At 59.9% G+C, this 26,228-nt stretch carries 19 protein-coding genes and 1 tRNA gene; 12 read left to right on the top strand and 8 right to left on the bottom strand.

Translation table 11 applies throughout. The features are described 5' to 3' along the window. The first annotated feature begins 177 nt into the window (after window positions 1-177). Window positions 178-1,545 carry a sulfatase gene (locus SH292x_RS16865; RefSeq protein WP_442482181.1) on the top strand — a complete coding sequence of 456 codons (1,368 nt, stop codon included), beginning with the start codon at window positions 178-180 and terminating at the stop codon, window positions 1,543-1,545. A 395-nt stretch (window positions 1,546-1,940) separates the two neighbouring features. Here the strand turns inward: SH292x_RS16865 and SH292x_RS16860 are convergent. The 5 genes from SH292x_RS16860 to SH292x_RS16840 form a co-directional block, all read right to left on the bottom strand. After that, window positions 1,941-2,013: transfer RNA gene (locus tag SH292x_RS16860), tRNA-Asn, on the bottom strand. A gap of 188 nt (window positions 2,014-2,201) precedes the next feature. Then, window positions 2,202-2,654 (bottom strand): ATP-binding protein, encoded by a 453-nt coding sequence (locus SH292x_RS16855; RefSeq protein ID WP_442482180.1) that lies wholly within the window; start codon window positions 2,652-2,654, stop codon window positions 2,202-2,204. A gap of 153 nt (window positions 2,655-2,807) precedes the next feature. After that, window positions 2,808-3,161, bottom strand: coding sequence for an STAS domain-containing protein (locus SH292x_RS16850; RefSeq protein ID WP_442482179.1), 354 nt, complete (start codon window positions 3,159-3,161; stop codon window positions 2,808-2,810). 170 nt (window positions 3,162-3,331) lie between these two features. Next, the gene (locus SH292x_RS16845; RefSeq protein ID WP_442482178.1) at window positions 3,332-3,634 is read right to left on the bottom strand and encodes a hypothetical protein; all 303 of its coding nucleotides are present in this window, start codon (window positions 3,632-3,634) and stop codon (window positions 3,332-3,334) included. A 201-nt stretch (window positions 3,635-3,835) separates the two neighbouring features. Continuing rightward, window positions 3,836-4,153 (bottom strand): hypothetical protein, encoded by a 318-nt coding sequence (locus SH292x_RS16840; protein WP_442482177.1) that lies wholly within the window; start codon window positions 4,151-4,153, stop codon window positions 3,836-3,838. Between the two features lie 221 nt (window positions 4,154-4,374). On the opposite strand from SH292x_RS16840, the gene SH292x_RS16835 reads away from it, so the two are divergent. Continuing rightward, window positions 4,375-7,935 carry an acyl-[ACP]--phospholipid O-acyltransferase gene (locus SH292x_RS16835; protein WP_442482176.1) on the top strand — a complete coding sequence of 1,187 codons (3,561 nt, stop codon included), beginning with the start codon at window positions 4,375-4,377 and terminating at the stop codon, window positions 7,933-7,935. Between the two features lie 95 nt (window positions 7,936-8,030). On the opposite strand, the gene SH292x_RS16830 is transcribed toward SH292x_RS16835, so the two are convergent. Beyond that, complete coding sequence (locus tag SH292x_RS16830; protein ID WP_442482175.1) at window positions 8,031-8,903, bottom strand: hypothetical protein; 873 nt, start codon at window positions 8,901-8,903, stop codon at window positions 8,031-8,033. Window positions 8,904-9,107: 204 nt separating this feature from the next. On the opposite strand from SH292x_RS16830, the gene SH292x_RS16825 reads away from it, so the two are divergent. The 6 genes from SH292x_RS16825 (at window position 9,108) to SH292x_RS16800 (ending at window position 17,212) form a co-directional block, all read left to right on the top strand. Beyond that, entirely contained in the window at window positions 9,108-10,343 is a 1,236-nt protein-coding gene (locus SH292x_RS16825) for a hypothetical protein (protein ID WP_442482174.1), read from the top strand. A gap of 762 nt (window positions 10,344-11,105) precedes the next feature. Next, window positions 11,106-12,461 (top strand): cation:proton antiporter, encoded by a 1,356-nt coding sequence (locus tag SH292x_RS16820; protein WP_442482173.1) that lies wholly within the window; start codon window positions 11,106-11,108, stop codon window positions 12,459-12,461. Window positions 12,462-12,680: 219 nt separating this feature from the next. Further along, on the top strand, window positions 12,681-12,833 hold the full coding sequence (locus SH292x_RS16815; RefSeq protein WP_442482172.1) for a hypothetical protein: 153 nt from the start codon (window positions 12,681-12,683) through the stop codon (window positions 12,831-12,833). A 234-nt stretch (window positions 12,834-13,067) separates the two neighbouring features. Further along, window positions 13,068-14,084 (top strand): AAA family ATPase, encoded by a 1,017-nt coding sequence (locus SH292x_RS16810; protein WP_442482171.1) that lies wholly within the window; start codon window positions 13,068-13,070, stop codon window positions 14,082-14,084. Then, the gene (locus SH292x_RS16805) at window positions 14,084-16,669 is read left to right on the top strand and encodes a S8 family peptidase (protein WP_442482170.1); all 2,586 of its coding nucleotides are present in this window, start codon (window positions 14,084-14,086) and stop codon (window positions 16,667-16,669) included. The genes SH292x_RS16810 and SH292x_RS16805 overlap by 1 nt, the downstream gene beginning before the upstream one ends. Before the next feature lie 147 nt (window positions 16,670-16,816). Continuing rightward, on the top strand, window positions 16,817-17,212 hold the full coding sequence (locus SH292x_RS16800) for a hypothetical protein (protein ID WP_442482169.1): 396 nt from the start codon (window positions 16,817-16,819) through the stop codon (window positions 17,210-17,212). A gap of 184 nt (window positions 17,213-17,396) precedes the next feature. Here the strand turns inward: SH292x_RS16800 and SH292x_RS16795 are convergent, their stop codons facing one another. Next, a complete protein-coding gene (locus tag SH292x_RS16795) occupies window positions 17,397-18,686 on the bottom strand; it encodes a hypothetical protein (protein ID WP_442482168.1) in 1,290 nt (429 codons plus the stop codon). 120 nt (window positions 18,687-18,806) lie between these two features. Here SH292x_RS16795 and SH292x_RS16790 point away from each other — a divergent pair, with 120 nt between their 5' ends. After that, on the top strand, window positions 18,807-20,675 hold the full coding sequence (locus SH292x_RS16790) for a serine/threonine-protein kinase (RefSeq protein ID WP_442482167.1): 1,869 nt from the start codon (window positions 18,807-18,809) through the stop codon (window positions 20,673-20,675). 43 nt (window positions 20,676-20,718) lie between these two features. Continuing rightward, window positions 20,719-22,014 (top strand): glutamate-1-semialdehyde 2,1-aminomutase, encoded by a 1,296-nt coding sequence (gene hemL, locus SH292x_RS16785; RefSeq protein ID WP_442482166.1) that lies wholly within the window; start codon window positions 20,719-20,721, stop codon window positions 22,012-22,014. On the opposite strand, the gene tsaB is transcribed toward hemL, so the two are convergent. Next, a complete protein-coding gene (tsaB, locus tag SH292x_RS16780; RefSeq protein ID WP_442482165.1) occupies window positions 22,015-22,713 on the bottom strand; it encodes a tRNA (adenosine(37)-N6)-threonylcarbamoyltransferase complex dimerization subunit type 1 TsaB in 699 nt (232 codons plus the stop codon). Window positions 22,714-22,941: 228 nt separating this feature from the next. Here tsaB and SH292x_RS16775 point away from each other — a divergent pair, with 228 nt between their 5' ends. Together SH292x_RS16775 and SH292x_RS16770 are read left to right on the top strand one after the other, a co-directional pair. Next, window positions 22,942-23,697 carry a metallophosphoesterase family protein gene (locus tag SH292x_RS16775; protein ID WP_442482164.1) on the top strand — a complete coding sequence of 252 codons (756 nt, stop codon included), beginning with the start codon at window positions 22,942-22,944 and terminating at the stop codon, window positions 23,695-23,697. 226 nt (window positions 23,698-23,923) lie between these two features. After that, window positions 23,924-26,227 carry a YidC/Oxa1 family insertase periplasmic-domain containing protein gene (locus SH292x_RS16770; protein ID WP_442482163.1) on the top strand — a complete coding sequence of 768 codons (2,304 nt, stop codon included), beginning with the start codon at window positions 23,924-23,926 and terminating at the stop codon, window positions 26,225-26,227. The last annotated feature ends 1 nt before the right edge of the window (window position 26,228 follow it).

The following is a 26,228-nucleotide window of genomic DNA, read 5'->3' as shown; positions in this document are numbered from 1 at the left end:
GGAAACAATACGCCTAGTCGCACAACTAGCCTACCTAATTCCCACGGTACGAGAGCACCCGTCAGAGAATCCATGACCCGCTTTATGAATACGCGCGCAACTGTCCTATTTATTCTACTACTGGTCGTTCTACGATCAGCCTCTGGTGAGTTACCTCAACAGAGGCAAACCAAACCGATGAACGTCCTGCTCATCGTGATGGACGACCTGGGGTGGAGGGACGTGAGCTACGAGCCAAACAGCCTCGTCGTAACTCCAAGTATCGATCGCTTGGCGGAATCGGGGATGAAGTTCTCGCAAGCCTACGCCGCCGCTCCTATTTGCTCTGCTTCCCGAGCATCGATTCTCACCGGCAAGTCTACGGCGCGAACGCACTTCGAGTTCGTCACCAAATGGCCTGGAGACCAAGTCTCGCAAAGCTACCCGCTTACCCCGCCCCCCTTCACTTTCGATCTTCCTTTGGACGAAGTCACTGTCGCCGAGTTACTTCGTGACGCTGGAGTTCAAACCGCATTGGCAGGGAAATGGCATGTCGCTGCCCATCATGGCCGTTACAATGGCTGGAGCCCCACACATGGACCCAAGCAGCAAGGTTTTGTCACCGCCATTGATGAATGCGGCGCGCACTTAACTCATAGCGAACAGAACGTGCCAGCAGCGAAGTACACCACAGGGGAGTACCCGCCGGACGCTCTCACCGAACGCACCATCGAACAGCTTGCGGCGTACGCGCACGACGACAAGCAATTCTTCATGTTCCTGTCGCACTACTACGTCCACATCCCTATGGGCAACATTCCAAAATGGGCGATCGAAGCGGCCGAGAATCGCCTTCTAGGCAGGGCGAGCAACGAGCAAATACGATACGCCGCGTTTGTAGCCCAGGCCGATCACTACGTCGGGCAAGTACTCAACGCGCTGGAAACTCTGGGCTTACAAGACAACACGGTGGTGATCTTCACCGCGGACAACGGCGGTGATCCAGAGTTGTCCTCCCACGTTCCTTTACGAGGGGCGAAGTGGAACTTGTACGAAGCTGGGATACGGGTTCCCATGATTGTCCGTTGGCCCGGCGTGACCGCGCCCGGCTCCATCTGCGGCAGCCCAGTCAGCGGATACGACCTGCTCCCGACGATCTGCGAGATTCAAGGTGTAGCTGTGGAAAAAAGTTCGGAACTCGATGGCCGAAGCTTGGCCTCGCTACTCGCCGGTAATAACGACGTGCGGTTCGAGGAGCGGGCCTTGTTCTGGCACTACCCTTACTATGTCCCCGAAGTTCAAAAGCCGGACGCCGCGAACAAGATTGGAGTGGATACGAATACACGAGAAACTGTCAATCCGCCAAGTTCCGCAATGAGGGCAGGGCGATACAAACTGTTGTACTTTTACGAAGATGAACGAAGTGAACTGTACGACCTCGTGAACGATCCTAGCGAGAAAACCGACCTATCGTCGGCATTCCCTGATATTACGGACAAATGGCTCAACCGGCTGCAAGAGTATCTAAACTCCACGAGAGCACGCATTCCGACAGCCTCGCAATAGGTACCGAGACGTCCGGCTGAAACTGGAGATGGGTCGAGTGAGGGATGAAACCGACCTTGTTCCCTGCCCAGCCAGCGGTGACCGAGTCAAGTTACTACGAGGGAAGAAACGTCAACGGCCCCGAGATTTAACCAATGTAAGGCTTCTACACTGTAGCCCATCTGTGTTAACCGCTCTGTCAACGATCCCGGAGAGCTTGAGAGTCCCGCCTCAAGGGGAACATCCACGTACCAACATCAAACGACTCCCGGCACTCTCTCCTTCCCCACTACGCTGCTTGCTCGCGCCCGAATCCGCGAGAATTCCCCCGCAGAAACACCAACACCCAGGCGATTTCTCACCTGGGTGCGTGCTGTAAACCAGATTGTCAGCGGTTTCCGCTGTACAAATTTCAGCTCCCCCGGCAGGACTCGAACCTGCGACAAGGCGGTTAACAGCCGCCTGCTCTACCAACTGAGCTACAGGGGAATGGGACCACCACCGTTTCCATGGAAAGCAGTGGGGAAACACCCAATATATATCGACCTTCGGGGCCTTTCAATAGCGGGGGAAGGCCTCAAAAGTCGGGCGAAGCGGGCGTTTCCGGTCAGGACGGGTGGCGGGGCAGGGAGGTTCGCAGCAATCGCAAGGGCAGGAACGTGAAAACTCGGGGGCGACTAGCTCGACATGTCGATCAGCTCGCTGGTCGCGTCACCACGGACCTTTTCCATGGTCACGCGGTTGCCCGTCTCGTTGTACTCCACCGAAGTCATGTACGCCCGAATGAGCATCAACCCACGCCCGCCGCAGACCTCCAGTCGATCCTCATCCGTGCAATCAGGGACATGCTCGATGATGAACCCGGGGCCTTGGTCTTCGACCAGCAGCCAGAATCGCTGGGGGCTGACCTTGCAGACGAGCAGCACTTCCTTCGACTCGTCGCACTTGTTGCCGTGGCGAATGGCATTGGTGAGCGACTCTTCGAGTGCCATCTGGACGCCGAAGAGTTCGCGGTCGCTCCAGCCAAGGCTGGTAAGCTTCGCCAGGATCTCGTCCATGGACGCGAGGTGCGCATTGCGGCGACTAGCGAGCCGCCGCTCGAGAGTCCAGCTCCAGTTGTGTTCGGTCATGGCTCGCCTTACCCGAGTAGCCACGCTGTCGACCTACAACCAGTCGTGGCGAAATCCGATCGAATGCCAATTATGTTCCGCAGTGGGGGGAACAGCTCGCTCGCGAGCCGTGCAGTTCAAGCTGCTCCCCTTGGATACACCATGCAGGACTATTTACAGGACAGCCAAGGCGTCGGCCTCGTCGTCTTTGATCGTGAACAGCTTGGTGAGCTTGGTGATTGCGAACACCTCGTAAATCTCGGGGCGGATGTTCGTGAGGATCAGCTCGCCTTTGTGGGTGCTGACCTTCTTCTCGAAGCTGATGAGCTTTCCGAGGGCAGCACTGGACAGGAACTCGACTTGAGCGAAGTTGAGCACGAACTTGCGATGATCGTGACGCTCGACCAGGTCGTAGAGTTCCTGGCCCAGTTCTTGGATTTCGTCTTCGTCGATGATCTTCGAGTCGGCAAACGTCACGACGGTCACGCCGCCGGAGTCGCTCACTTTAATACGTTTCGGGTCGGGCATGGGCCTGGCCTTAAATTGCGTGTTGAGGTTCCCTGCCGGCTCGCTCTAAAAAGGGGCGGAAATCCTGCCCAGCAGGCGAGTTATGGCACGAGGTAATCATACTCATGGCCCCAGCTAGCTGCAAGCTCGTGGCCCCAGGCTAGCTGCAGGTCAAGCCGCCCGGACAGCCGTCAACTCGGGCGTGGCATCGCCAGGCTGTGCAGGATCAGCACCGATCCGATCGAGATCAAGCACCACCCGAGCCATTCGGGCGGGTTGACGGTTTTACGCGTGATGGCAGTGGGCGGGGCATTAGCCGCGATAAACGCCCCGGGCGAATTGCTCGCCGAGGCCACGGAGCCCCCGCCGGACCGCTGGGCGAGGAACTGCGTCGCCTCGGCGGAGAGTGTGTAGGACTGGACCATCCGCGCTTGGAGACCAAGCATCAGAATGAACATGCCCAGGAAAAAGAATTGGTTGCGATTGAATTCCATGTCGTCAACATTCCTTGCAACTCGGGCCTCCCCGAGAGTGTCCGCCCAAGGTCCGCCAAACGAAGTGTGCGCACCCTCACTCTTAGTTATCGCACGATGCTGGCACCACCGATGAAAGATCCACGAAGGCGCGCAGTCTTGAGCGTGACTCCGCGTTCATCGTTTGGCGCGATTGTGACGAGCTGAGAAGCCCAGCAGCGTTTACTGCTGGGGAGGCTGCTGTTGAGGGAGGAACTGATTCACCCCTTGTTCGACGGCGTTGTTCACAGCGTCCGCCGCAGCACCGGTGAGCACATGCCCCTTGCCCGCCTGTTGCAGGTCGAGCATGAGCTGGGGGTGGCTCGCCCAGTCCGCGGGGGTGAAGGAGCGAACGTCGACGTAGGATTCGGCAAGCCGGGGCTGGACTTTGCCCACCAGATGGACGCCGTCGTTGGCGTAGACCAGATGGTAGTTGGTGGCGACGTGGTACAGGAAAAATCCCACCACGACGCCCAGCACGAAGTTATACAGTTTGCCCACAGGGAGTCCTGGCGAAGGTCGAATACTTGGGGAACGCGAGTCGGGTTGCAGCTGCCTATTATAGGGAATGAAGCAAAGGCGGGCAGCGGCGGTTTTTGCGACTTTGGAAGCTTCGCGAACGGGGGTTGGCCCTTAGACGCCCCACGCCGCAGGGAGTACAACATGAACTTTCGCCAACCACGCCCCGAATTCGCCAGCCCGCATCGCCCCCACATTCGACCATGACCGGCTCTGACGCCTATTCCGCCGAGAGTCCTGCCGTGGCTGGGCGGGAGAAGCTCGATTCGCCTCCCCCGCAAGCGGGGCTCTCCTCCGGCACGTTCATCGGCCTCATGGTCACCCAGTTCCTCGGGGCGACCAACGACAACATCACTCGCTGGCTCGCCATTGGCATCGGCAAGGGGGTGTTAGGTGAGGAGAATGCCAGCCGTATGCTGGTCGCCGGGTCGGTCTGCTTTATCCTTCCCTACCTACTTCTCGCCGCCCCCGCCGGATACTTGGCCGACCGCTTCAGCAAGCGGAACGTCATCATCTGGTGCAAGGTGTTCGAGGTGGTGGTGATGGTGCTCACGGTACTGGCCGTGTCGCTCAATTGGGTTTACCTGCTGTTCGTTTCCGTGGCCCTCATGGGGATTCACAGCGCCCTCTACGGTCCCGCGAAGTTCGGCAGCATTCCCGAAATGCTTCACCAGCGGCACATCTCATCCGCAAATGGCCTGTTAGGTTTCGTGACGGTAGTAGCCATTGTCGTAGGCACCGGAATTGGTAGTTGGCTTTCCGATCAACACAACCAAGCAAGCTTTGGCAACTGGGAATGGCTCATCATGGGAGTCATCATGGTTGGCATTGCGGTCGGTGGCTGGATGTCGAGTTTGATGATTGCGTTCCTCCCCTCGGCACGACCGTACCTGACCTTTCCCTGGGACCTTACGCGGCGTACCTGGCAAGACCTGCAAGTGCTGAGGGCCGACCGTGCCATCTTCTTGGTAGCCCTCGGGAGCATGTTTTTCTGGTCGCTAGGCATGTTATCGCAGCTGAACATTGATCAGTTTGTGTACGAGCAAGGGGCCAAGTCCCAAGTGCAGGTCGTCCCGTTGTTGGCGTCCTTGGTCATTGGCATGGCTGCGGGGAGCCTACTGGCAGGCCGCTGGTCCAACGGTCACGTCGAGCTCGGCATGGTTCCTTTGGCCGCTGCTGGGTTGGCTGTATTTACTTTTCTGTTGTTTACCATCGACGGGCCGCTCATCATCTTCGAGGCGACCGAGTCGCATATGACCGGCAGCTTTGTGCTGGCCTGCTTCTACTTGGCCATGCTAGGAATAAGTTCGGGATTGTTCGAGGTTCCGCTGGCCGCCTTCCTGCAGCACCGCAGTCGGCCCGAAGTTCGCGGGTCGGTCCTCGCCGCGAATAACTTCCTGATGTTCTCGGGCATGCTGCTGGTGACGCTCGGTTATCTGGCCCTGCGGACAACGGCGTTTACCGATCAGCCCCTATTCAATGCCCGGCAAATCTTCCTGATGTGCAGCGTGGCGACGTTGCCACTGATCATCGTCATCGTCTACTTGATTCCGCAATCGACGACCAAGTTCATTGCGTGGCTGCTTGCCCACACCGTGTACCGTATTGATCTGGTGGATCGCGACAACTTGCCCGCCAAGGGTGGCGCTCTGTTGGTGGCCAACCACGTTACTTGGGCCGACGGCATCTTGCTGCTCAGCAGCTCTTCCCGGCCCATTCGATTGATGCTCAAGAGCGAACTGATCAACGCCCCGTGGAAACGCTGGCTCGCTCGGCTCATGGGCGTGATCGAAGTCCCCAAAGCCCCGAGTGCCGCCCGCCAAGCCATCCGCACGGCCCGCGAAGCCCTGAAGAATGGCGAGCTCGTTTGCCTCTTCGCGGAAGGGCAAGTCACGCGTACCGGGCAGCTTCAGTCCTTTACCCGAGGACTGTTGTCCCTGGTCCGCGGCACCGAGGCTCCGGTGATTCCGGTCTACCTCGCCGAACTCTGGGGCAGTATGTTTAGCTATCGCGGTGGGCGGCTATTTGATCGCTGGCCCTCCGTTTGGCCCCATCGCATCTCGATCTGGTTCGGAAAGCCCATCAAAAACCCGCGCAGCGTCGCCCAGGTTCGCGAGGCGGTGCAGCAATTAGGAGCCCTCGCTGCCGTGTCTCGCCATGCTCGCTCAACGAACGTCGTCCGCACGATGATCCGCACCTGCCGTCAGGCACGCTTCCGCTGGAAGCTCACCGACACGGCCGGCGAAATGCTCACCGGATCGCAGTTGCTGATGCGCACCTTCATCCTCCAGCGACTGCTCGTTCGCGAAGTACTCGCGGCCGACGAGCAGTACGTTGGCGTGCTGATTCCGCCGGCGTCCGGCGCAGCCATCACCAATGCCGCGCTGAGCCTCTCGCGCCGCGTCGCCGTGAACCTGAATTACTCGGCCACCGAGGAAGTGATGAATGCCTGCATTCGTCAGGCGGGCATTCGGCACATTCTCACGAGTCGCCGCGTCGCCGAGAAGCTGCCGGTGGACATCACCAAGCTCGAAGCCAAGATCATCTACCTCGACGACCTTCGCGAGAAGTTGACGCTCGGCGACAAGGTATTCGGCGCGATCAATGCCCACGCCACGCCGGCGTGGATGCTCGACTCGATGTACGGCCTCCTAAAGATCCAGCCCGACGACGTTCTGACCGTGATCTTCACCTCGGGTTCCACCGGAGAACCCAAGGGCGTCATGCTCACCTATCGCAACGTGTCGTCGAACGTCGACGCCGTCGATCAGGTAATCCAGCTTCGACCCGGCGACACGATGCTCGGCATCCTGCCGTTCTTCCACTCGTTTGGTTACACCATCACGATGTGGGGCCCGCTGTCGCTCGACATCCGCGCGGCGTACCACTTCAGCCCACTCGACGCTAAGGCGATTGGCAAGATCGCGGAGCGGGTCAAAGCCACAATCTTGCTCGCCACGCCGACGTTCCTGCGGTCGTACATCAAACGCTGCACGCCCGAAGAGTTTGCCTCGCTCGACGTGGTGGTCGTGGGTGCCGAGAAGTTGCCGATGCCGCTCGCGGGTTCGTTTGAAGAACGCTTCGGTGTTCGGCCGGTCGAGGGTTATGGCGCAACGGAGCTCTCGCCGCTGGTGAGCGTGAACGTCCCGCCAAGCCGTTCGCACCATCAAGAAGTCGACGCCAAAGAGGGAACCGTCGGTCGTCCCGTCCCTGGTGTCGCCGCGAAAGTGGTCGACCCCGACTCGTTCGAAGAGCTACCGCAGGGTACTGCGGGCATGCTACTGATCACGGGCCCCAACGTCATGCTCGGCTACATGAACCAGCCAAAGAAAACCGAAGAGGTGATTCGCGACGGTTGGTACGTCACCGGCGACATCGCCCGCATCGACGCCGATGGATTCATTCAGATCACCGGACGAGAGAGCCGGTTCTCGAAGATCGGCGGTGAGATGGTACCGCACATCGGCATCGAGGAAGCCATCGAAAAGATTGTCGGCATCGAAGACGACCACGAGCTACCTCGCGTCGTCGTCACCGCCGTGTCCGACGTTAAGAAGGGCGAGCGGATCGTCGTCGTGCATCGCGAACTCCCCAAGCCCCCAGCCGAGATCGTCGCCGAACTGCGCGCCGCTGGCCTGCCGAATCTCTGGATCCCCGGCACGGACAGCTTCATGCAAGTCGAGGAAATCCCCGTACTCGGCTCAGGCAAGCTCGACCTCAAGGCGATTGCGGAGCTCGCGAAGTCGAAGTTCGCCGAGAGCTGAACTAACTCAAAGCGATCCCTCTAGCACACTATCCTTCGCAAAACCCAATAGCCGAGGACCTACCGGTCGTCGGACCTCTTGTCGCTTCGCATTATTTACCGCACCGGCTCTTCATTCCGAGTCGCAAGTTGTACCTTGGAATCTTGATGCGCCAGACCAATCGCCTGGTAGCGCGCCGCGGCGGCGGCACAGACTTGGGCCATGTTCATGCGTGTTGGCTCCTCGACCTTTTCGAGTCGCGCCGATAGCCGCTGCATGCCCGAGGGATTCTTCTCGGCGGTTTGCGAGAACGTGCTGACGAACTTCATCGTCTCGGTGAAGTTGTGGTCGGCCGTCTTCACGATCAGTGGCTGGATGGTCTTCGCTACCATCTCAGCGCCCAAACGATCCACGAGCACGAACGAATCCAGCCGCGCCGTGATGTAAGGCCGGCCGCTTGTCTCCACCATCGAGCCACTCCGCAGCAGCAACACACTACGCGCCGAGACTTCGGCGGGGAGCGGCGCTCCGTTGTAGGTTCCTTCGCAGTACACGAGCACGGTGTTCTGGGCATCGTCGTTCCAGTTGGCGGCGAGGAACGTCATGGTTCCTTTGGTCCCCGCGTCGTCCGAAGCCTTGTAGGTATTCGGGCCGACCTTCTCGAGGTTCAAATTGCACACGCCCATCAGCTTCCACAGTTCAGTCACCACCTCGGGGTTTTGCCCCAGGAAGTTGAACACCTGCGGATCGCAGTCGATCACTCGCGTCGGCATCCGGCGATACATCGTGGCGTTGCGGGTGATGTACTGCACCATCCGCTGCTCGCCGGCATCGAGCTGGCTCCATGGGATGGAACGCATCGCCTCTTCACGAGCCGCACGTCCGCCAGTCGCCGCCATCGGATCGCTGTCGGCTAGCGCGACGCCGCTCGCGAGTGCTACTAGGAGCACGGCGAGGGCCGATCCATTATTCCAACCGCAAAACATCATCCCGGTTCCCCCCAGGTAACGAGGCACCATGAGTGCCTGGCAAACTTTGCCGATCTCAACGATTATTTCGGCTGCGAAGCGGGGGCGAGGTCAGGCGAAACCGCAATTTCGAGTGACAGCACGCAAGTACCCCGCTTCGCCGCGGCCCGCCGAACGCCGAGTTGCTATTGCAGCAACGCAGCGTTAGCGGAAGAATCCGCCAGCATGGTCCGCTATGTCCTCACCTACCGCCCGCTGCTCCTTCGCACGCTCGTCGTGTTGCTAGCAGCCGTGGCGTTGGTGGTTGTCGCTACTCGCACCGGCAAGTGGATCGTGGTTGAGCGGCTCGCGAGTCGCATCGCCGAGTCCGACGATCGCACTGCTGCCAGACTCGTCGAGGAGCTCGCGGCATTCGATGGCACCGCTTATCCAGCGCTCGTTCGCGCATCGACCTCCTCGCGTTCGGCGGTAGCACTCGCTGCTCGCCGCGAGATCGGCAAGCTCGTCGACGCTTGGATGCAAGAAGCCTATTTGCATCCCAGCACCTTCGAGCTCCGCCCGCACGCACTCCCGATGGCCGAGGCTCTCGAGTCTCACTTGCCCGCCATGAGTGCTAGCGGACAGCGATGGGCGCGTGGGGTGCTGATCGATTTGCTGGCACTGGCTCAGGAGCAGCGTCTCGCCGATCGTTTGCCCTACTTGGACGTGTGCGATCGAGCTCTGGCGAGTTTGCCGGTGCAGGAGTCTGCTCCTCTGTTCGAAGCGGACCCCCAGTACCAACTGACGCTAGCTCCTCCCCCACCTAAGCCCGTGGCGACCGAGTTCGCCATGGAGCCCCGCACCATCGACTTCACGCCACCAACCCTCGAGCCACCAACCGCCGATGGCGACAAAGTAGTCGCCAGCACGCCCGAGCTCGGAGAGGTTCCGCCGATGTCGCTCGACGAACTACCCGCCACGCCCGACACTTGGAATCCGGAATGGTCCGGAGCCCAACTCGGCGAGCGAAACCCGCTTCGCGTTCCGGCTCACGCTGCGAGCACTCAGCGACGTGCCGAGGAGCTGCAGCAACTCGAAGAGGAACAAGAGCCGGGCGATCGCAAGTGGTTTGTCAAACTGGCGACGGGCGACGAGGTCGCACAGGCGGCGGCGAGTAAGGAGCTCAAGCGTCTCGGCTACGGGCTCGTGACGCCGCTCGATGCGCGGATGATGACCTCGGCGAGCACCGCCGATCGACTTGCCCTGGTGAGCCAGGTGCTCACGTCGCCGCGGTTGGATCCGAATGCTTGGCTGTGGCACTTGGCTCGCGACCCCGCGGGCGAGGTGCGTGCGGCTGCGATTGGTGCCCTCAGCACCACGGCGAATCGCCAGACGATTGCCGAGCTGCTCGAACTGGTCATTCGCGACACCGATCCCCGCGTGGCCGAGCAAGCCGAGACGCTGCGTAGCAAGCTGAAGTAACCAGCCGCCGCCCCGTTCTCGCTCGTCGTTTAATGTCGCGGTTCGCTGTTATTTCATTGACTGCGACTTTACTCCTTTCTCTCCCTGCGGGAGTGTTGATTTAAGTGGTTGTTTGGTAAGGGGTTACTCGTTGGTTCTTGAAGGCTTGCCGTGGAATAAAGTCGCAGGGGTCAACCGCAGGTGCGACATTTCGAATTCGGAAGGCGGAATGCAATCGACGTAGGCCGTATCAAGCTCCGCGCCGCGTGCGGCAATTCACGCGTTGCCCAGGACCTCTGCGTGTCATTTCGACAGGAGCTCCGTTCTGAAGAAAATGGCGCGACCGAGAAATCTTGCTTGCCGCATCGTTCGCATCGCCACTTCTTGAAACGTTCCTTACGCAGACCTTAAAAAGTGACCGCGTTACCTCCCGGCGCAGCGCAGATTCCTCAGTCGCTCCACTCCTGTCGGAATGACACGCTGAAATCCACTCTTTCGCATACCCCCTATAAAACCAGTATCAAATGCACATAAAACCACCACTTAGTGGAATATGCACATGAGAACACATGTCGAGCGCGCTTTCTAGTCACTTTCTCGAAAAAAGTGGAAATAGTTTGGGGGCTGGAGGCTGGGGGCTGGGGACTAGTGGGGGGGAGTAGGAGTTGGGTGTCCCTATCGGGCATGGGAATTGCTCCGGTACTTCCCCGCCAGTAGGAACACCACGTGAACACGCTCACGGTACGCGCGTTTCGGACCCTCGCTCCCCACGGACCTCCGCGCATGATCGAAATCACGGACACGCTTCACCTGCTGGAAGCCTACGACCTCACGCTGCTGGTGCTCGGGCTGGGGGTGCTGGGGCTGGCGACGCTGTTGCCGCGGATCGAGGGGCTTCCGTTTTCGTTTCCCATTGTGGCCCTGGTGCTCGGGTTCGTGGCGTTCGCACTGCCGCTGGGGCTTACGGCGCCCGACCCGCTCGAACACCGTGCCTGGGCGGTTCATCTGACCGAGATCGGGGTGATCATCTCGCTGATGGGCGTCGGGCTGAAGATCGCCCGGCGACCAAGTTGGCGGACTTGGAGCACCACTTGGCGAATGCTGGGGATCTGCATGCCGCTCACCATCGCCGGCGTGGCGGTGCTCGGCTGGTGGATGCTGGGCCTGTCGCCGGCCGCCGCGCTCCTGCTTGCCGCGGCACTCGCTCCGACCGATCCCGTGCTCGCCTCGGACGTTCAGGTCGAAGGGCCCGAAGAAGAAGTCGAAGAGGACATCGGTGTCGACGAGGCCACTCAGGAGGACACCGAAAAGAGCACGGGCGAGGGGAACAAAGAAAGTCAGAACGATAAGAAAGATAAAGAAGAAGAGCTCCGCTTCACGCTCACCTCCGAGGCGGGGCTCAACGACTCGCTCGCCTTCCCGTTCACTTACTTGGCGCTCGTCATGGCGACCGAGGGCCAAGCGTCGCCCTTGAATTGGCTCGTCGAGTGGCTTCTGGTGGATGTGGTTTATCGGATCGCCGTTGGCATTGCGGTGGGCGTGGCGGTGGGGTGGGTGCTGGCTCAGGTGCTGTTGCGACTTCCGGCCGAGACCGAAACCGAGAAGATGAAGATCGGCGTCGGAGCCCTGGCCGGCACGCTGCTGCTCTACGCCGCGACCGAATGCGTGGGTGGCTATGGTTTCCTCGCCGTGTTCATCGGCGGGCTCACCATTCGTCATTGGGAGAGCACGCACCAGTCGCACCGCTCGCTGCACATCTTCGCCGAACAGTCCGAACAACTCCTCATGACCGGCATCATGATCGCCTTGGGGGGCGCGATTGCGGGTGGCCTGCTCGGCGCGCTCACCTGGCAAGCCGTGGTCGTGAGTCTTTTGATTGTGTTTGTGGTCCGCCCCGTGGCGGGGATGATTGGCCTGGTGGGCGATCGGCGTCTCTCGCGGCTCGACCAATGGATCGCCAGCTTCTACGGCATCCGCGGCATCGGGTGTTTGTACTACCTGGCGTACGGCGTCGACGAAGGCTCGTTCGCCGAAGCCGATCTGCTATGGTCGACCTGCGCGTTCACGGTGGTCCTGTCGGTGTTCGTCCACGGCATGACCGCCACCTCGGTCATGCGCTACCGCGACAGTCGGGCGTGAGCGAGATACGCCGTACCCGCACGCGATACCCTTAGCCGCACGGCGCTAGCCGCGGTTGATCCAGAACGAACCGTGGCTAGCGCCAAAACGGCTAAGCGAAGGAGCCGTATCGTTTCACGCCCAGCCGCAGGCGCCGGCTACGTTTGCCACGTTTCCCGAGGGGGCGGAGTTAGTAGTATTCTGGGACGCAGGGCAGGGGGAACGACGAGATCAAAACTCTTGGCGTCCCCGCCATCGTTCGTGCCGGCTCACGTCGAACCCCCACGCTTCACGGTCACCCAGCTGATCGCCGAAGCGGACACCGCCCGCGCGCTCGGCGAGATCGAACTCTTGGGCCGAGTCCGGCCACTGGACCCGCTACGAGTACTGTGATGTTTGGTGAGTGCGGGAGGGGAAGCTGGCGGAGTTGAGGGCGTATGTGGGGGATGTTGGGGGATGCTGGGGGATGGTCGATGACGGGTGTTCAGGCGCGTTAAAGTCACTCAGCGTTCAGTCTTATTCGAATTCGCCGATGAATGAACGGCCTTGTCGTTACCAGCAAGAATGGGACAATGGACTGATAATTAGCACTCTCCCCGCAAACTGCACCCAATTACTGCGATAGCGATGGCCCGCGCCGACCTTTTAACCGACTTGGTATCCTACGGCATGGCCGGTGACCATGCCCGCTTTCGCCGGACAGTTGAGGCACTCATTGCGGAGGAAAATGCCAAGAAACACACGGTTTTGGCTGGTCGTTTAGGAGAGTTACTGACGATTCCGCAAATTGACTATCCTAGCGTCGATTCGCACGTGGGAGCAGTCAACGGCAACCGGGTTATCGATTCGAAGGGAAGTAGCTTTTTTTTCGAGAAGTTGCCCGAGCGCAAACTAGACGAATTGATCTTACCCGCGGACGTCAACAAAGTCATCCGAGAGGTAATTAGAGAACATTATCGTGTCGATCTGCTGCGCTCCTATAGCCTGGAGCCTAGAAATAGATTGCTGTTCGTCGGCCCTCCAGGGAATGGGAAGACATCGCTTGCCGAAGCGTTGGCAGAAGCCCTGATGGTCCCCTTGCTCCAAGTCCGCTATGACGCGATTGTAGGAGCATATCTTGGTGAGACAGCCGTTCGTCTTCGGAAAATGCTTGAAGTTGCTAAACAACGAAAGTGCGTCCTATTCTTTGACGAAGTGGAGACACTAGCAAAGGAGCGTGGCGATTCCCACGATACTGGCGAGATCAAGCGCATAGTCAGCTCGCTATTGCTACAGGTCGATGACTTGCCGAGTCACGTCATTGTAATCGGTGCCACTAACCACGCCGAGTTACTCGATCGTGCAGTATGGCGACGCTTTCAGGTGCGTGTCGAACTCCCCATGCCCACTCACAAGCAACTCGCACAATGGTTTACCAGATTCGAGGAACGCACCAAACAACCACTCGGTGTTTCACCGGATCGCCTCGCGACTAAACTTCGCGGAGCAAATTTCGCTGAGGCGGAAGAGTTTGCCTTGAGCGCGATGCGGACTTACGTCCTGGGCCTCCCAGCTACAAGTATGGATATGGCCGTTGAAGCAACTCTCTCAACTTGGAAAAGCCGATCCGCCGGGAACATCGCCGGCGATGGAGATTGCACTTAATGGCAGAATGGCCCCTTCTTATCTTTCCGAAACCCTCTGTGATTGGGCTGGAAAGCGGCACCTCTTCAAGAGATAAGTTTGTAAGTCCAGCCCACGGCCGCCAAGGGGCACGCCTTGCACCGGTGTTGCGCGAGTTGAAGCACGCATTTGAGAGTCGGCTTGCGGAAGTCCAAGCCACTTCCAATGGTATCGATCCAAGCCAAGCCATTGTTATCGAAACAATCGGCAGCGTTGAGAACTTCGCCACCGCCGTACGAACCCTTGAAGGACTGGAGTGGCTCGGTGAAATCGAAATCGATGATATCGCGCCGGATGACGACTTTTACAGCTTGAACACGAAGGGAGATCGCACTGAAAAGACATTGGTCGGGCGGCTTTACCTTATCTTCAGCAATCAGACTGCGATGGACCAGTTGCTGACTTTGTGGGGGCGATATCGATCGGATCCAGATATCGTGTGGCCACGGGGATTAACATCGCTTCGGGATGTGTTCGACAAACTGCACGCCATTCGGCGATGGGATATTCAGGATCGCCTCATCGATAGCGGCGCACTGGAGTACTGGGAAGAAGACCTTCAGCACTTTCCAGATGAACCGGTTCGGACAGAGGTTGAGCTTTGGTATCGCAAATCGCCTGAACTGCGAAATGCCGCGCAAGCAGAGGTCGAAAGAAGTGTTGCCAGCGCTGGCGGAAGAGTACTTCAAGCATGTGAGATCGGGGCAATTGCATACCATGCGGTTCTCATTGAACTACCTCGAGCTTCCGTCGAACACATTATATCACATCGGGCGACGGAACTTGTCAAATGTGACAGCATCATGTTCTTTCGCCCAACAGGGCAATTTTTCGTTGGGAAGCCTGGAGATGAACAATCATTCCAATCAGTGCTTACGAGCGTAACGCCGCAATACCCCAGCGGCTTGCCTGTCATTGCAGTATTCGATGGTCTTCCGGTTGAAAATCACGTGTTGCTTCAAGACCGGCTAATCATCGATGATCCGGATGACCTTTCTCCGAACTACCCGGTGCGAGATCGAAATCACGGAACGAGCATGTGTTCGTTAGTGGTGTGGGGCGACCTTTCCGAGCAGAACTCGCCACTTGCTCGTCCCATCTACGTGCGGCCAGTGATGGCACCTGAGCCTTCGCCGTCGTCTTCAAATCTGGAGGCGATGCCTTCGGATCGCTTGACGATCGATTACCTACATCGGGCAATTCGCCGCCTATTTGAAGGTGAAGCTGGCGAACCTGCCGCGGCAGAAACGGTTAGAATAATCAATCTATCAATCGGTGATCGTAGTCGACCATTTCTTCAGATGGTGAGTCCACTAGCTCGGTTAATCGATTGGATAAGCCACAAGTACAACGTACTTTTTGTGATAAGTGCGGGGAACCAACATGCCGACATTGAGCTAGGCGTCAACCGTTCAGAGCTCGCAGCAATGAGCGAAGAAGAGCGACAGGAGTTAACCTTCAGGGCGCTTTACAGGCAAGCACGACATCGCCGCATTCTGTCTCCCGCAGAGGCAATAAACGGCGTGACGGTTAACGCAATTCACCAAGACTTGAGTGGAGAAACGCACACGGGCAATCTGTTCGAAGTCTTTAACGCCCCACTCCCTAGCCCGATCGCCTCCTTCGGTGGAGGGTACCGACGAGCGATAAAGCCAGACGTCTGCTACCCCGGTGGCCGCCTTCTTTATGATCACTCAATATCCGGGCACGCCATCACGTGCAATAGTTCCCGCCGGGCACCGGGACAGCAAACGGCTGTCCCCGGTTCCTTGCCTGGCGAAAATGACAGGACGGGTTTCTGCAGGGGAACAAGCAATTCAGCCGCGCTGGTAACAAGGAATCTGGGAATCGCCTACGAAGTGCTAGAGGATATTCTCGCCGAGCAGCTTCCTGATCAGCCTACCGACGCATTTGCACCTGCATTGCTAAAGGCATTACTAATCCACTCAAGCCAATGGGGGCATGCAGGGGAGCGCCTTGCGCAGATTCTGGACGGTGAGATGCAGACACGAGGCCGACGGTATGCGATCAATCGTCTACTAGGTTACGGGGTGCCAGACATTCAACGAGTCTTGGAGTGTACCGGGCAGCGTGCCACCCTTTTGGGCTTCGGTTCGTTAGTCGCGGACCAGGGACACTCGTACAAGATGCCCCTACCTCCAGGATTAGGCGCGAAGAAGACGCCACGAAAATTGACGGTGACGCTAGCTTGGCTAACACCTGTTGCCCCTACAAATCAACGCTATAGAGCAGCCCGCCTATGGTTTGATATTAAAGGCAATCGCCTTACTGGTGCGCGCCAGGAAGCAGATCACCATGCAGTCAAACGCGGTACCGTTCAACACGAGATTTTTACGGGCACAAACGCTATTGCCATCACTCAAGGGGACACCCTTGAGATAAAAGTGGGCTGTAAAGTGGATGCTCAAGCCTTCGAAGCTCCCGTCAATTATGGTTTAGCTGTCTCGCTTGAGGTTGCTGCAGAAGTGGACATTGAAATCTACAATGAGATTCGAACCGGCTTACTGCAACAAATCGAATTGACGGCTAAGAACCCAATTCGATGAATGAAAAGGTAGGGAACTTTGTGACGAAGCGCTTCAGATGGAGCTTGGGCGCATGAAGGCTTGCGACGTCGGACTTGCCCCGCCTCCATCACGCAAAATGATGTTGTTTGCTAGGAACTCTCTGCCATCGCTCACTCCGAGTTCACCATGCACCCCGATATCGCCGTTTACCATGAGTCGCTCTCACCCGGGGAGCGGGAGGTTTGTGAGCGGCTCGCCGTGGAGATTTCGAAGGGGCTCAAGGAGGCCGAGGCGAAGGTTTGGCATCGGCATCCTGTCTGGTTCCTCGAGGGCAATCCGATCGTCGGCTACAGCAAGCTCAAGGCGGGGGTGCGGCTGATGTTTTGGAGCGGGGCCGATTTTGACGAGGAGAAACTTCAACCCGGGACGGGGAAGTTTAAGGACGCGTCGATCCTTTACACCGACGTGAGCCAGGTGAAGCCGGGGGAGCTCAAGCGGTGGCTCGCGAAGTCGCGCGAGATTCAGTGGGATTATAAGAACGTGGTGAAGAGGAAGGGGAAGTTGGTGAGGATTGGGGGTTAGGGGCTGGGGGCTGGGGGCTGGAAAAGGGGGAAGTCGGAAGGGGGAAGGAGGAAGGGGGAATCAAGGCACTGCTGGTTTTTGGGCGGGGTCGCGGTGAGTGGTGGGATTGATTGGTGGTTCGGAGTCGAGTTGGGTGGTGAAGCTCGACGAGCCAGCAGTGGCACACGGGGAGGATTGGGGGCGGTTATCTTCTTACGGCGCCGTCGACGGGGGCTACTCGGGCGGTTTGGATGTTGCGGTTTTGGTATTGGGGGAGGAAGCCGCGGGTGCCGTTGACGCCGACGCGCTGGCCGAGCATTTGTTGCAGGTTGAGCGTGGGGGAGGGGGTGATGAACGTGACTATCTTGCCCGAGTCGTCGACCAGGGCGTACGGCGGGGCGTTGCCATTCTTCGACACAACGGGGCGGAGCACGCCGACCGCGTCGAATCCGCCGACGCCCGTGTCAGGCGTGATGTCGCTGGCGGCGGTCGCGAGGTTGCCGGGGCGGCTGTTGGTGGGGGTGGTGCTACTGGGCGGAAGGTTCGCGCTGGCGGCGAGGGCGGCACCATTCGAACGATAGCGATCGCCGATGGCGGAGAAGCGGCGCAGGCGATCGGCGATGCTGGTGATCGCTTGTTGTTCGGGCGCGGTCGACGCCTGGCTCATCAAGAGTGCCGCTTCGCGTTCGAGGTCGTCGAACACCCACAAGTTGGCAGGGCCGGCGACACGGCGTGAGAGTTGGACCTCGAGGTGGTCGAGCTTCTTGGCGAACGGGGCATCGAGTGGCAGCGGTGCTGATCCCAATGGGGGCGATGCGGGTGCCGGTGCCAAGGTGGTGGTAGCGGCGGGGGCGGTGGTCGGCTCGTCGTGGGTAACGACGCGGATGGTTTCGTCGGCGCTGTCCGTGGACGCGGTGGCGGCGGGTTCGACTACGGTATCAACCTCTATGCCGCGCCAGTTTTCGGATTTGTCGGCACCTTCGAGCTGCGCGACGCGGCGCGCGGGGGCGTGGGTGACGTCGGTCGCGCGGACGTAGCGGAACTCGCCGGCGGGTGGCGCGATGGTGACCCACTGCGAGTTGGTCGAGCCTTGGCGATCGAGCACGGTGACCACTTCGCCCGCTTCGAGGCGGATGTGAACCGAGCCGAACTGATCGGAGACGACGCTGCCGATACGCGACGGAGTTTGGTCGCGAATGACTTCGGCGAGACCCTCTTCGACTTCGCCGAGCGCGGAGCGGAGCACGAGGCTGTAGCTTCCTTCCGGCGGGCGCACGGCGAGCCAGCCGTCGCGAAGTTCCTCGTACACTTGGCACTCGGTTCCCTCGGGCAGTTGCTGCGTGCCGTAATAATCGGTGCCCGGCCCGCTGTAGACCTTGGCACCCGTGGGCCCAACCCAAACGCTGTAGGGCTCGTCGAGCACCTTGGCCGACGAGGCGGCGTTGGTGGCGAGGGTTGCTAGCAAGAGGGCGATAAGTGTTAGCAAGCGGTTCATGGTTTGATGACCTGATGCATCCGATTGTGCGGAGAGATTCACGGCGGCTTTTACGGCATCGAGCCGGCGGGCTCAAGGTCAACGCACGCTTGCTAGCAAGGGCTGGCGTGGGAAGGTACGATGAAAGTTCGCTCGCGCGGCGATGGAAAACTCCATTTCGCCGCGACCCCCGTTCCGTCTCCTACGAAGGCGTCCATGGATTTCGATCAGCTCGGCCCGTACAAGATCGGACCCCGCCTCGGCAAAGGGGGCATGGGGTCGGTGTATCGTGGCGAGAACGTCGAGACGCACGAGGTGGCCGCGATCAAGGCGCTCGCGCCACAGCTAGCAACCAGCGAGGGCTTTCGCGAGCGATTCGAGGCCGAGATCGAGACGCTCAAGACGCTGAAGCATCCGGGCATCGTGCGGCTGTATGGTTATGGCGAGCAGGAGGGGACGCTGTTCTACGCGATGGAGCTGGTGGACGGTCGCAGCCTGGAAGAAGAGCTGAAGGCGGGGCGGCGGTTCACTTGGCGCGAGGTGGTCGACATTGCGATTCAGGTTTGCAAGTCGCTGAAGCACGCTCACGATCACGGCATCATCCATCGCGACATCAAGCCGGCGAACATTCTGCTGGACAAAGACGAGCACGTGAAGCTAGCCGACTTTGGCATCGCGCGGCTGTTCGGTGGGACGCAGCTGACGATGGCCGGTGGTGTGCTGGGGACGGCGGATTACATGTCGCCCGAGCAGGCGGATGGCCGGCCGGTGACGGATAGTTGCGATCAGTACAGTTTGGGCTGCGTGATGTTCGCGCTCTTGGCGGGACGTCCGCCGTTTCGAGCGCGGAGCTTGCCGGAGATGCTTCAGTTGCAGAGGTTCGCCGAGCCCGAACCGGTGCGACGTTATGCGCCCGATGCGCCGGAGCAACTGGAGAACTGCATCGCGCAGCTGCTGAAAAAGGATCCAGAGGATCGCTTCCCCAACACGATGGTGTTGTCGCGGCATTTGGAGGCGATGCGTCGGGCGTTGTCGCGGCCGTTCGATCACTCGAAGCCGATGCCGGGTGACGATGGAGTGGCGAAGAAGGGCTCGAAGCTGCCGGTGGATCTCGATGCGACGCAGGCAGCAACCGGGCAGGTGGCCGACGAGGTGGGGGATTCAATTGACATTGATGTCGTGCCCACCGCGATGCGTAACGCCGAGACGGTCGATAGTCGCTACGAGCCGGCGCCATTGGCCACATCGCTGACGGGGCCGGGCGTCAAGCATTTTACGACGGTAGACCTCGAAGGGACGCGCACGCGGCAAGCGACTTCGCCATCGGTGATCGCGGCGGCGGTGGGTTTGGTGGCGCTCGCCGTGGCGGCGGGGTGGGGCGCGTACCAACTTACGCAACCTTACACGGCGGACCAGCTCTACTCCCGCATTCACGCGAGCTCGGCCGATCCGAGTGTCGAGGACTTGCGGAGCAAGTCGAAGGAGATCGACGAGTTCGTCACGCGATTCGCCGACGACCCGCGTGCCGATACGCTACGTACTTACCAGGACGAACTGGATCTCGACCGCCAGCAGCGCCGCTTCGCGGTGCTCGCTCGGGGCAGGGGGGACGGCGCGGGGCTGAACACGGCCGAGCGGTTGTACTTGGCGGCGTTTGCCAAGTCGGACAGCTCGCCGACAACTGCGGCGGCGGAACTGCGGAGCTTGCTCGCGCTGTACGAAGGGGTCGACTCCGACAAATCGATTTCGGCTAAACAGCGACAGCGAATCGGGGCGGTCTTGGAACTGGCGCGCCGGCAGCTGGCACAGCTCGACGAAATCATCGCCAAGCAGCGCCGCGTTGATTTGGCGACGCTCAACGCGAGGCTCGCCGCGGCCGAGGCAATGGCGACCGAGAAGCCGGCAGAAGCGAAGGCGATTTGCCAAGCGATCGTCGATCTTTACGCCGGCGATGCGTGGGCGGCAGAGGTTGTCGGACGCGCGCGGATGCTTCTACAAGAAACTAATTAGACATTGATGTGCCACGAGTCAGAGAAAGTAAAGGAACTACGTAATGCCCCCCGTTGCCATACGCCCAAAGAGCCATGACGCGTTCGCGCTCGCCCAGACTTTGATGCCCGGCGGAGTGAATAGTCCCGCGCGGGCGTTTGGGGCCGTGGGTGGCGAGCCGATTTTCATCGACCATGCCGAGGGGGCTTACCTGTTCGACGTCGATGGCAACCAGTACATCGACTACATAGGCTCGTGGGGCCCGATGATTCTGGGGCACGCCTATCCGCCGGTGGTGGAGTCGCTCGCCGCGGCGATTGGTCGCGGCACGAGTTACGGCGCGCCGACCGTCGGAGAGAACGAGCTTTGCGAGTTGATCATCGAGTTGGTGCCCAGCATTGAGAAGGTGCGGCTGGTGAACTCGGGGACGGAAGCGACGATGAGCGCCATTCGGCTGGCGCGCGGCGTGACGGGGCGTGACAAGATCGTGAAGTTCGCCGGCAACTATCACGGCCACGTCGATAGCCTGTTGGTGGCCGCGGGAAGCGCGGCGGCGACGCTTGCCGTGCCGAACTCGCCCGGCGTCACGGCGGGTGCCTCGGCCGACACGGTCGTGCTGGAGTACAACGACGCCGAGGGGCTGGAAGCGGCGTTCGCCAAGCATGGCAGCACCATTGCGGGCGTCATCTTCGAACCGGTTTGCGGCAACATGGGCGTAGTGCTGCCGACCAAGGAGTTTCTGGTTGCGTTGCACAGTGTCACTAAGCAACACGGAACGCTGCTGATATGCGACGAAGTGATGACTGGTTTTCGCTTAGCGCCCGGCGGAGCGCAGGAGCTGCTCGGCATCAAGCCCGATATCACGACGCTCGGCAAAATTGTCGGTGGTGGTCTGCCCGTGGGTGCTTATGGAGGGTCCGCGGAAATCATGAGCCACGTGCTTCCCGAGGGAAAAGTGTTTCAAGCCGGTACGCTCAGCGGTAATCCATTGGCAACCGCGGCCGGGGCCACGACGCTCCGCACGCTTCGCGATGCTCCACCCTATGAGCGGCTGGAAATGCTCTCCGAACGATTGGAGACGGGGCTTCGAGCGGCGGCTGAGAAGTCGGGTTTGCCCTTCACGCTCGCGCGCGTGGGAAGCATGTTGACGCTGTTCTTTAGCGGCGAGCCGGTGACGAGCTGGAAGTCGGCCGCCAAGTGCGACACGAAGCGGTTCGCCGACTTCTTCTGGGGGATGATGGACCGCGGCGTCTATCTGCCGTGCAGCCAGTACGAGGCGCTGTTCGTCTCGGCGGCACACAACGAAAACGACATCGACAACACGATCGCGGCGGCCGAAGAAGTGCTCAAGGGGCTATAGCTAAGTGAGCTTTGCGGCGGCGGCTTTTTCTTCCGCAGCGCTTTGGCGGTGGTAACGCGGCACCAATTGAAACGGATCGCAAGTGAGTCCGCGGGCGAGCATGTCGTAGCCCAAGAGCCCAACCGCCCCCGCCATCGGTTGGCACAATGGCTCCGGCGCGACGTTTACTCCCGCCGGTAGTCGCTCGCGATACCGCGCGATGACAGGCCCGACGATAAGCGAACCGGCCGTGAGCCGTTCCAGCCACTGGTCGCCCGAAAGCAATTGCGTTGGATCGGACTCGCCCAGTTGCTCAAGATCACTTCGTTGGTACACAGCGGCAAACACGTCGCCCCGCTGGGCGTCGAGCGCAGCCCAAATCGGCTCGCCCGTTGCATCGCTGGCTTGGGTGGCGAGGGCATCCAGTGTGTTGACGGCTACCAACTTTGCCCCTGTCGCGAACGCCAGGGTTTTGGCCGCGGTGACGCCAATCCGCAGTCCCGTAAACGAGCCCGGACCGCTGGCAACGGCGATGGCCGACAAGTCACGCGGAGTGACGTTTGCGGCCCGGAGAAGTTGATGAATGGTGGGCAGTAGCGACTGGGCAACCCGCTCCTCGGCTGGAGTCAGGCGTTCGGCCACCAATTTCCCGTCTTCGAGCAAAGCTACCGAAGCGGTCCAGCCGGAAGTTTCGAGCGCCAGGAGGAGGGATTGAGGCATGATGTGCGACTTGACGCAAGTCCAAAGGGCGCTTAGATTTGAGGGTTTCTCGGCCGACCCACCACGCGGTTCGGTAGAGTTCGCGAACTCCTCGATTGGCGGTAACCCCTGTACGGCTTGGGGTTAGGGTCGACCGGCGTTTTCGAGTATAGTTACCGTTCTGTTCCGCACACGGGGATACGACCGCGGGCGAGTGAAGTCTGAACCTAATGGTGCGAGGCACAACGCGTGACGAAGCGGGCGATCATCAGCGACATTCACGGCAACCTTGAAGCACTCAAAGCCGTGCTCGAGCACATCCGTGGCCAAGGGGTCACCGAGATCTTTTGCCTCGGCGACATTATCGGCTATGGACCCAATCCATGCGAGTGCCTGGATCTGGTGATCAAGCACACCGCGGTTTGCATTCTGGGCAACCATGACCAAGGTGCCCTGTTCGATCCAGAAGGGTTCAACAGCGGTGCCGAGCGGGCCATCTTCTGGACCCGCAGCCAACTAGAGAATGGCACCGGCGACCGCGATGCCACGGACCTTCGCTGGGATTTCCTCGGCGCGCTGCCTCGCGTGCATCGCGATGGCAACTGGTTGTACGTGCATGGTTCGGCCCGCAATCCGGTGAACGAGTACGTGTTTCCCGAGGACATCTACAACCAGAAGAAGATGGACAAGCTGTTTGGCTTGATCACGCTCGGTTGTTTCCAAGGCCATACGCACGTCCCCGGGGTGTTTACCGAGAGCCGCAACTTTGTCTCGCCCGAAGAGACGAGCTACGTGTACCACGTGACCGATCAGAAATTCATGATCAACGTCGGCTCGGTGGGGCAGCCCCGCGATGGCGACAACCGATCGTGCTACGTCGTGCAGGAAGACCACCAGGTGACGTTCCACCGCGTGGACTACGATCGCGACGTGACCGCCAACAAGATCTACAACATCCCGGACCTCGACAACTTCTTGGGCGATCGCATCAAGCAAGGTCGCTGATCCCCGGGGGCCCAAAGATTCGCCATTGCCGAGCGAAAGCCATTGGTAGGCGAACCGATGGTGCCAAGCGAATAACCTATGCAGCGAGAGTTGCTTTCGAGCAGGTGCTGACTTAGCACCCCAAGCTGCCCGCCCTGCACTCACGAATTCATACGACGCGAAGGACATAACCCAAGTGGACCGGAGATACCTCGCCTTTTTTGCGGCCTCGTTTGCCATCATCCTAATGTGGCAATCGTTCTTTGGCCGGCCCGTCCCTGTGAAACCCAAGGGCGATGACGCCGCACAGGGTCAAGTGGCCGAAGGCGAGAAGGACGCGGCAGTCGCAGCGCAAGGCGAAGGCCAGGATGCCAAGGAGGGGGACGCGGAGCAACCCGAGGGCGAGCAACCCGCCGCAGCACCCATCGTGGCCCCGGTGGTGAACTCGCCCCCGTATCTGACACTGGGTTCGATCGATCCGGCGGGGCCATACCGCTTCGCGGCGGTGTTCGATAGTCACGGCGCGACGATTCAGCGTGTGGAGCTTTCTAGTCCGCGTTATCGCGACCTGCATGATCTCACCGGTTATCTCGGCGAGATGGAGTTGCTGGAGCAAGCCGACGGACTTGAGGTGCAAGTGGTCACGCCCGGTAGCCCCGCCGCGGTTGCCGGCATCGTTCGCGGCGATCTGATCACGTCTGTGACCTTACCGCGCGGCGAAGCCACGAAGCTCGCGACCGTCATCGAGTTCAACGAACTGCTGGCCCGCACCGATCCCGGCGACAGCATCACCGTGGAGCTGCTTCGGAGCGGGCAGGCGAAGTCGCTTGAGGCCGTGCTGATTCGCAAGCCACTCAATTTGATCCGCCCCGAAGAAGAGAACATTTTCCTCCACAGCAAGCAGCTACCCCAGGGGTTCGAGCAGCACCCTTCGATGGAGCTTCAGCTACGGAAGGTGGGTCCGAACGAAGTGCCGGCGGACGTGCTCGCCAAGGCCAACGAGCAGTTGGCCAAAGGCGTTTGGGGCGTCGACGATAGCCAAGCGGACAAGTTGACGTTCAACATGGTGCTTCCCGATGTTGGTGTGGAAGTCATCAAGCGTTTCACCATCGTGCCGGTGGACGCCAAAGAGCAAAGCAATCGCGACTTCGCGGCGTATCACGTCGACGTGGATGTCGAGGTGAAGAATCTGCTCGCGACGCCGCAACAAGTGAGCTACACGCTCCAAGGCCCCAATGGTCTGCCTATCGAAGGCTTTTGGTTCTCGCAAAAGGTCGGGCGTAGCTGGTCGAGCTATGGCATTCGCGACGTGGTGGTGCGAGCGTATGGCTACAGCGAGCAAGACTTCGCGTGTCGGAATATCGCCACCGGCGATGTCTCGGCATTTGGAGATGGCCAGTCGCTCGCTTACATGGGCGTCGACGCGCAGTACTTCGCTGCGGCGATCATTCCGCAGGTCGAATCGGAAGATGCCAAATGGTATTCGCGATTTGAGCCGAACTTGGCGAGCACCTTGTTCGACGAGGACAACAGCCATCGACTCCGCTACCAGAACGCGAGCTTTAAGTTAACGAGCAACATGCTGAATCTGGCGGCCACGGGAGAGGAAGGCGATGCCAAGAGTCACCTGAACCGGATGTTCGCCGGACCTAAGCACCCCGCTTTGCTCGCTGAGTACGCTTCGCCCGTCAATGCAGGCTACACCCTTAGTGGCTTCGTGTATTACGGCTGGTTCGGCCAACTGTACATCCCACAGGCGATGGTCGCGATCTTGTCGTTCTTCTACGGCATCGTGCGGAACTATGGCATCGCCATCATTCTGCTAACGGTGCTGGTGCGAAGCTGCATGTTCCCCTTGAGCCGCAAGCAGGCCAAGAACATGGCGATGATGCAAGAGCTCAAGCCGGAGATGGACCGCATCTCGGCACGGTATAAAGACGACCCGCAAGCTCGCGTGAAAGCCCAGCAAGAGCTGTGGGCCAAGCACAATTACAACCCAATGGGCGGGTGCTTGCTGATGTTCATTCAGCTCCCCATCTTCATCGGTTTGTACCGCGCACTGAGCGTCGACGTCGACCTACGTGAAGCGCCGTTGATTCCGGGTCTGCATTGGTGCTCGAACCTCGCGGCCCCCGACATGTTCATTAGCTGGCGGAACTGGTTCTGGCCGCAGTGGTTCCTCAACGGCGAAGGCATGTTCGCCCTGGGGCCGTACATCAACATCCTGCCGCTGGTAACGGTGGTACTGTTCCTGGTGCAGCAGAAGATGTTCATGCCGCCGCCGGCCGACGAGCAGCAGGAGATGATGCAGCGAATGATGAAGTACATGATGATTTTCATGAGCTTCTTGTTCTTCAAAGTGGCTGCCGGTCTGTGCTTGTACTTCATCGCATCGAGCCTGTGGGGCATGGCCGAGCGGAAGCTAATTCCCAAGCCGAACATCGCAGTGAGTGGCATCACGCCGACCCCGGCTAACGACGCACCGACCCGTCGTAAGAGTACGCCCAAATCATTGCCGAAGCCGACTAAGGGCGCCAAGCGGAAGCGGTAGG

The organism is Aeoliella fuhlenseeensis (genome assembly GCF_052161615.1).
In the GTDB taxonomy this organism is placed as follows: Bacteria; Planctomycetota; Planctomycetia; order Pirellulales; family Lacipirellulaceae; genus Aeoliella.
Note: the sequence above shows the minus strand (reverse complement) of the source record. Positions and strands in the feature narration are given on the sequence as shown.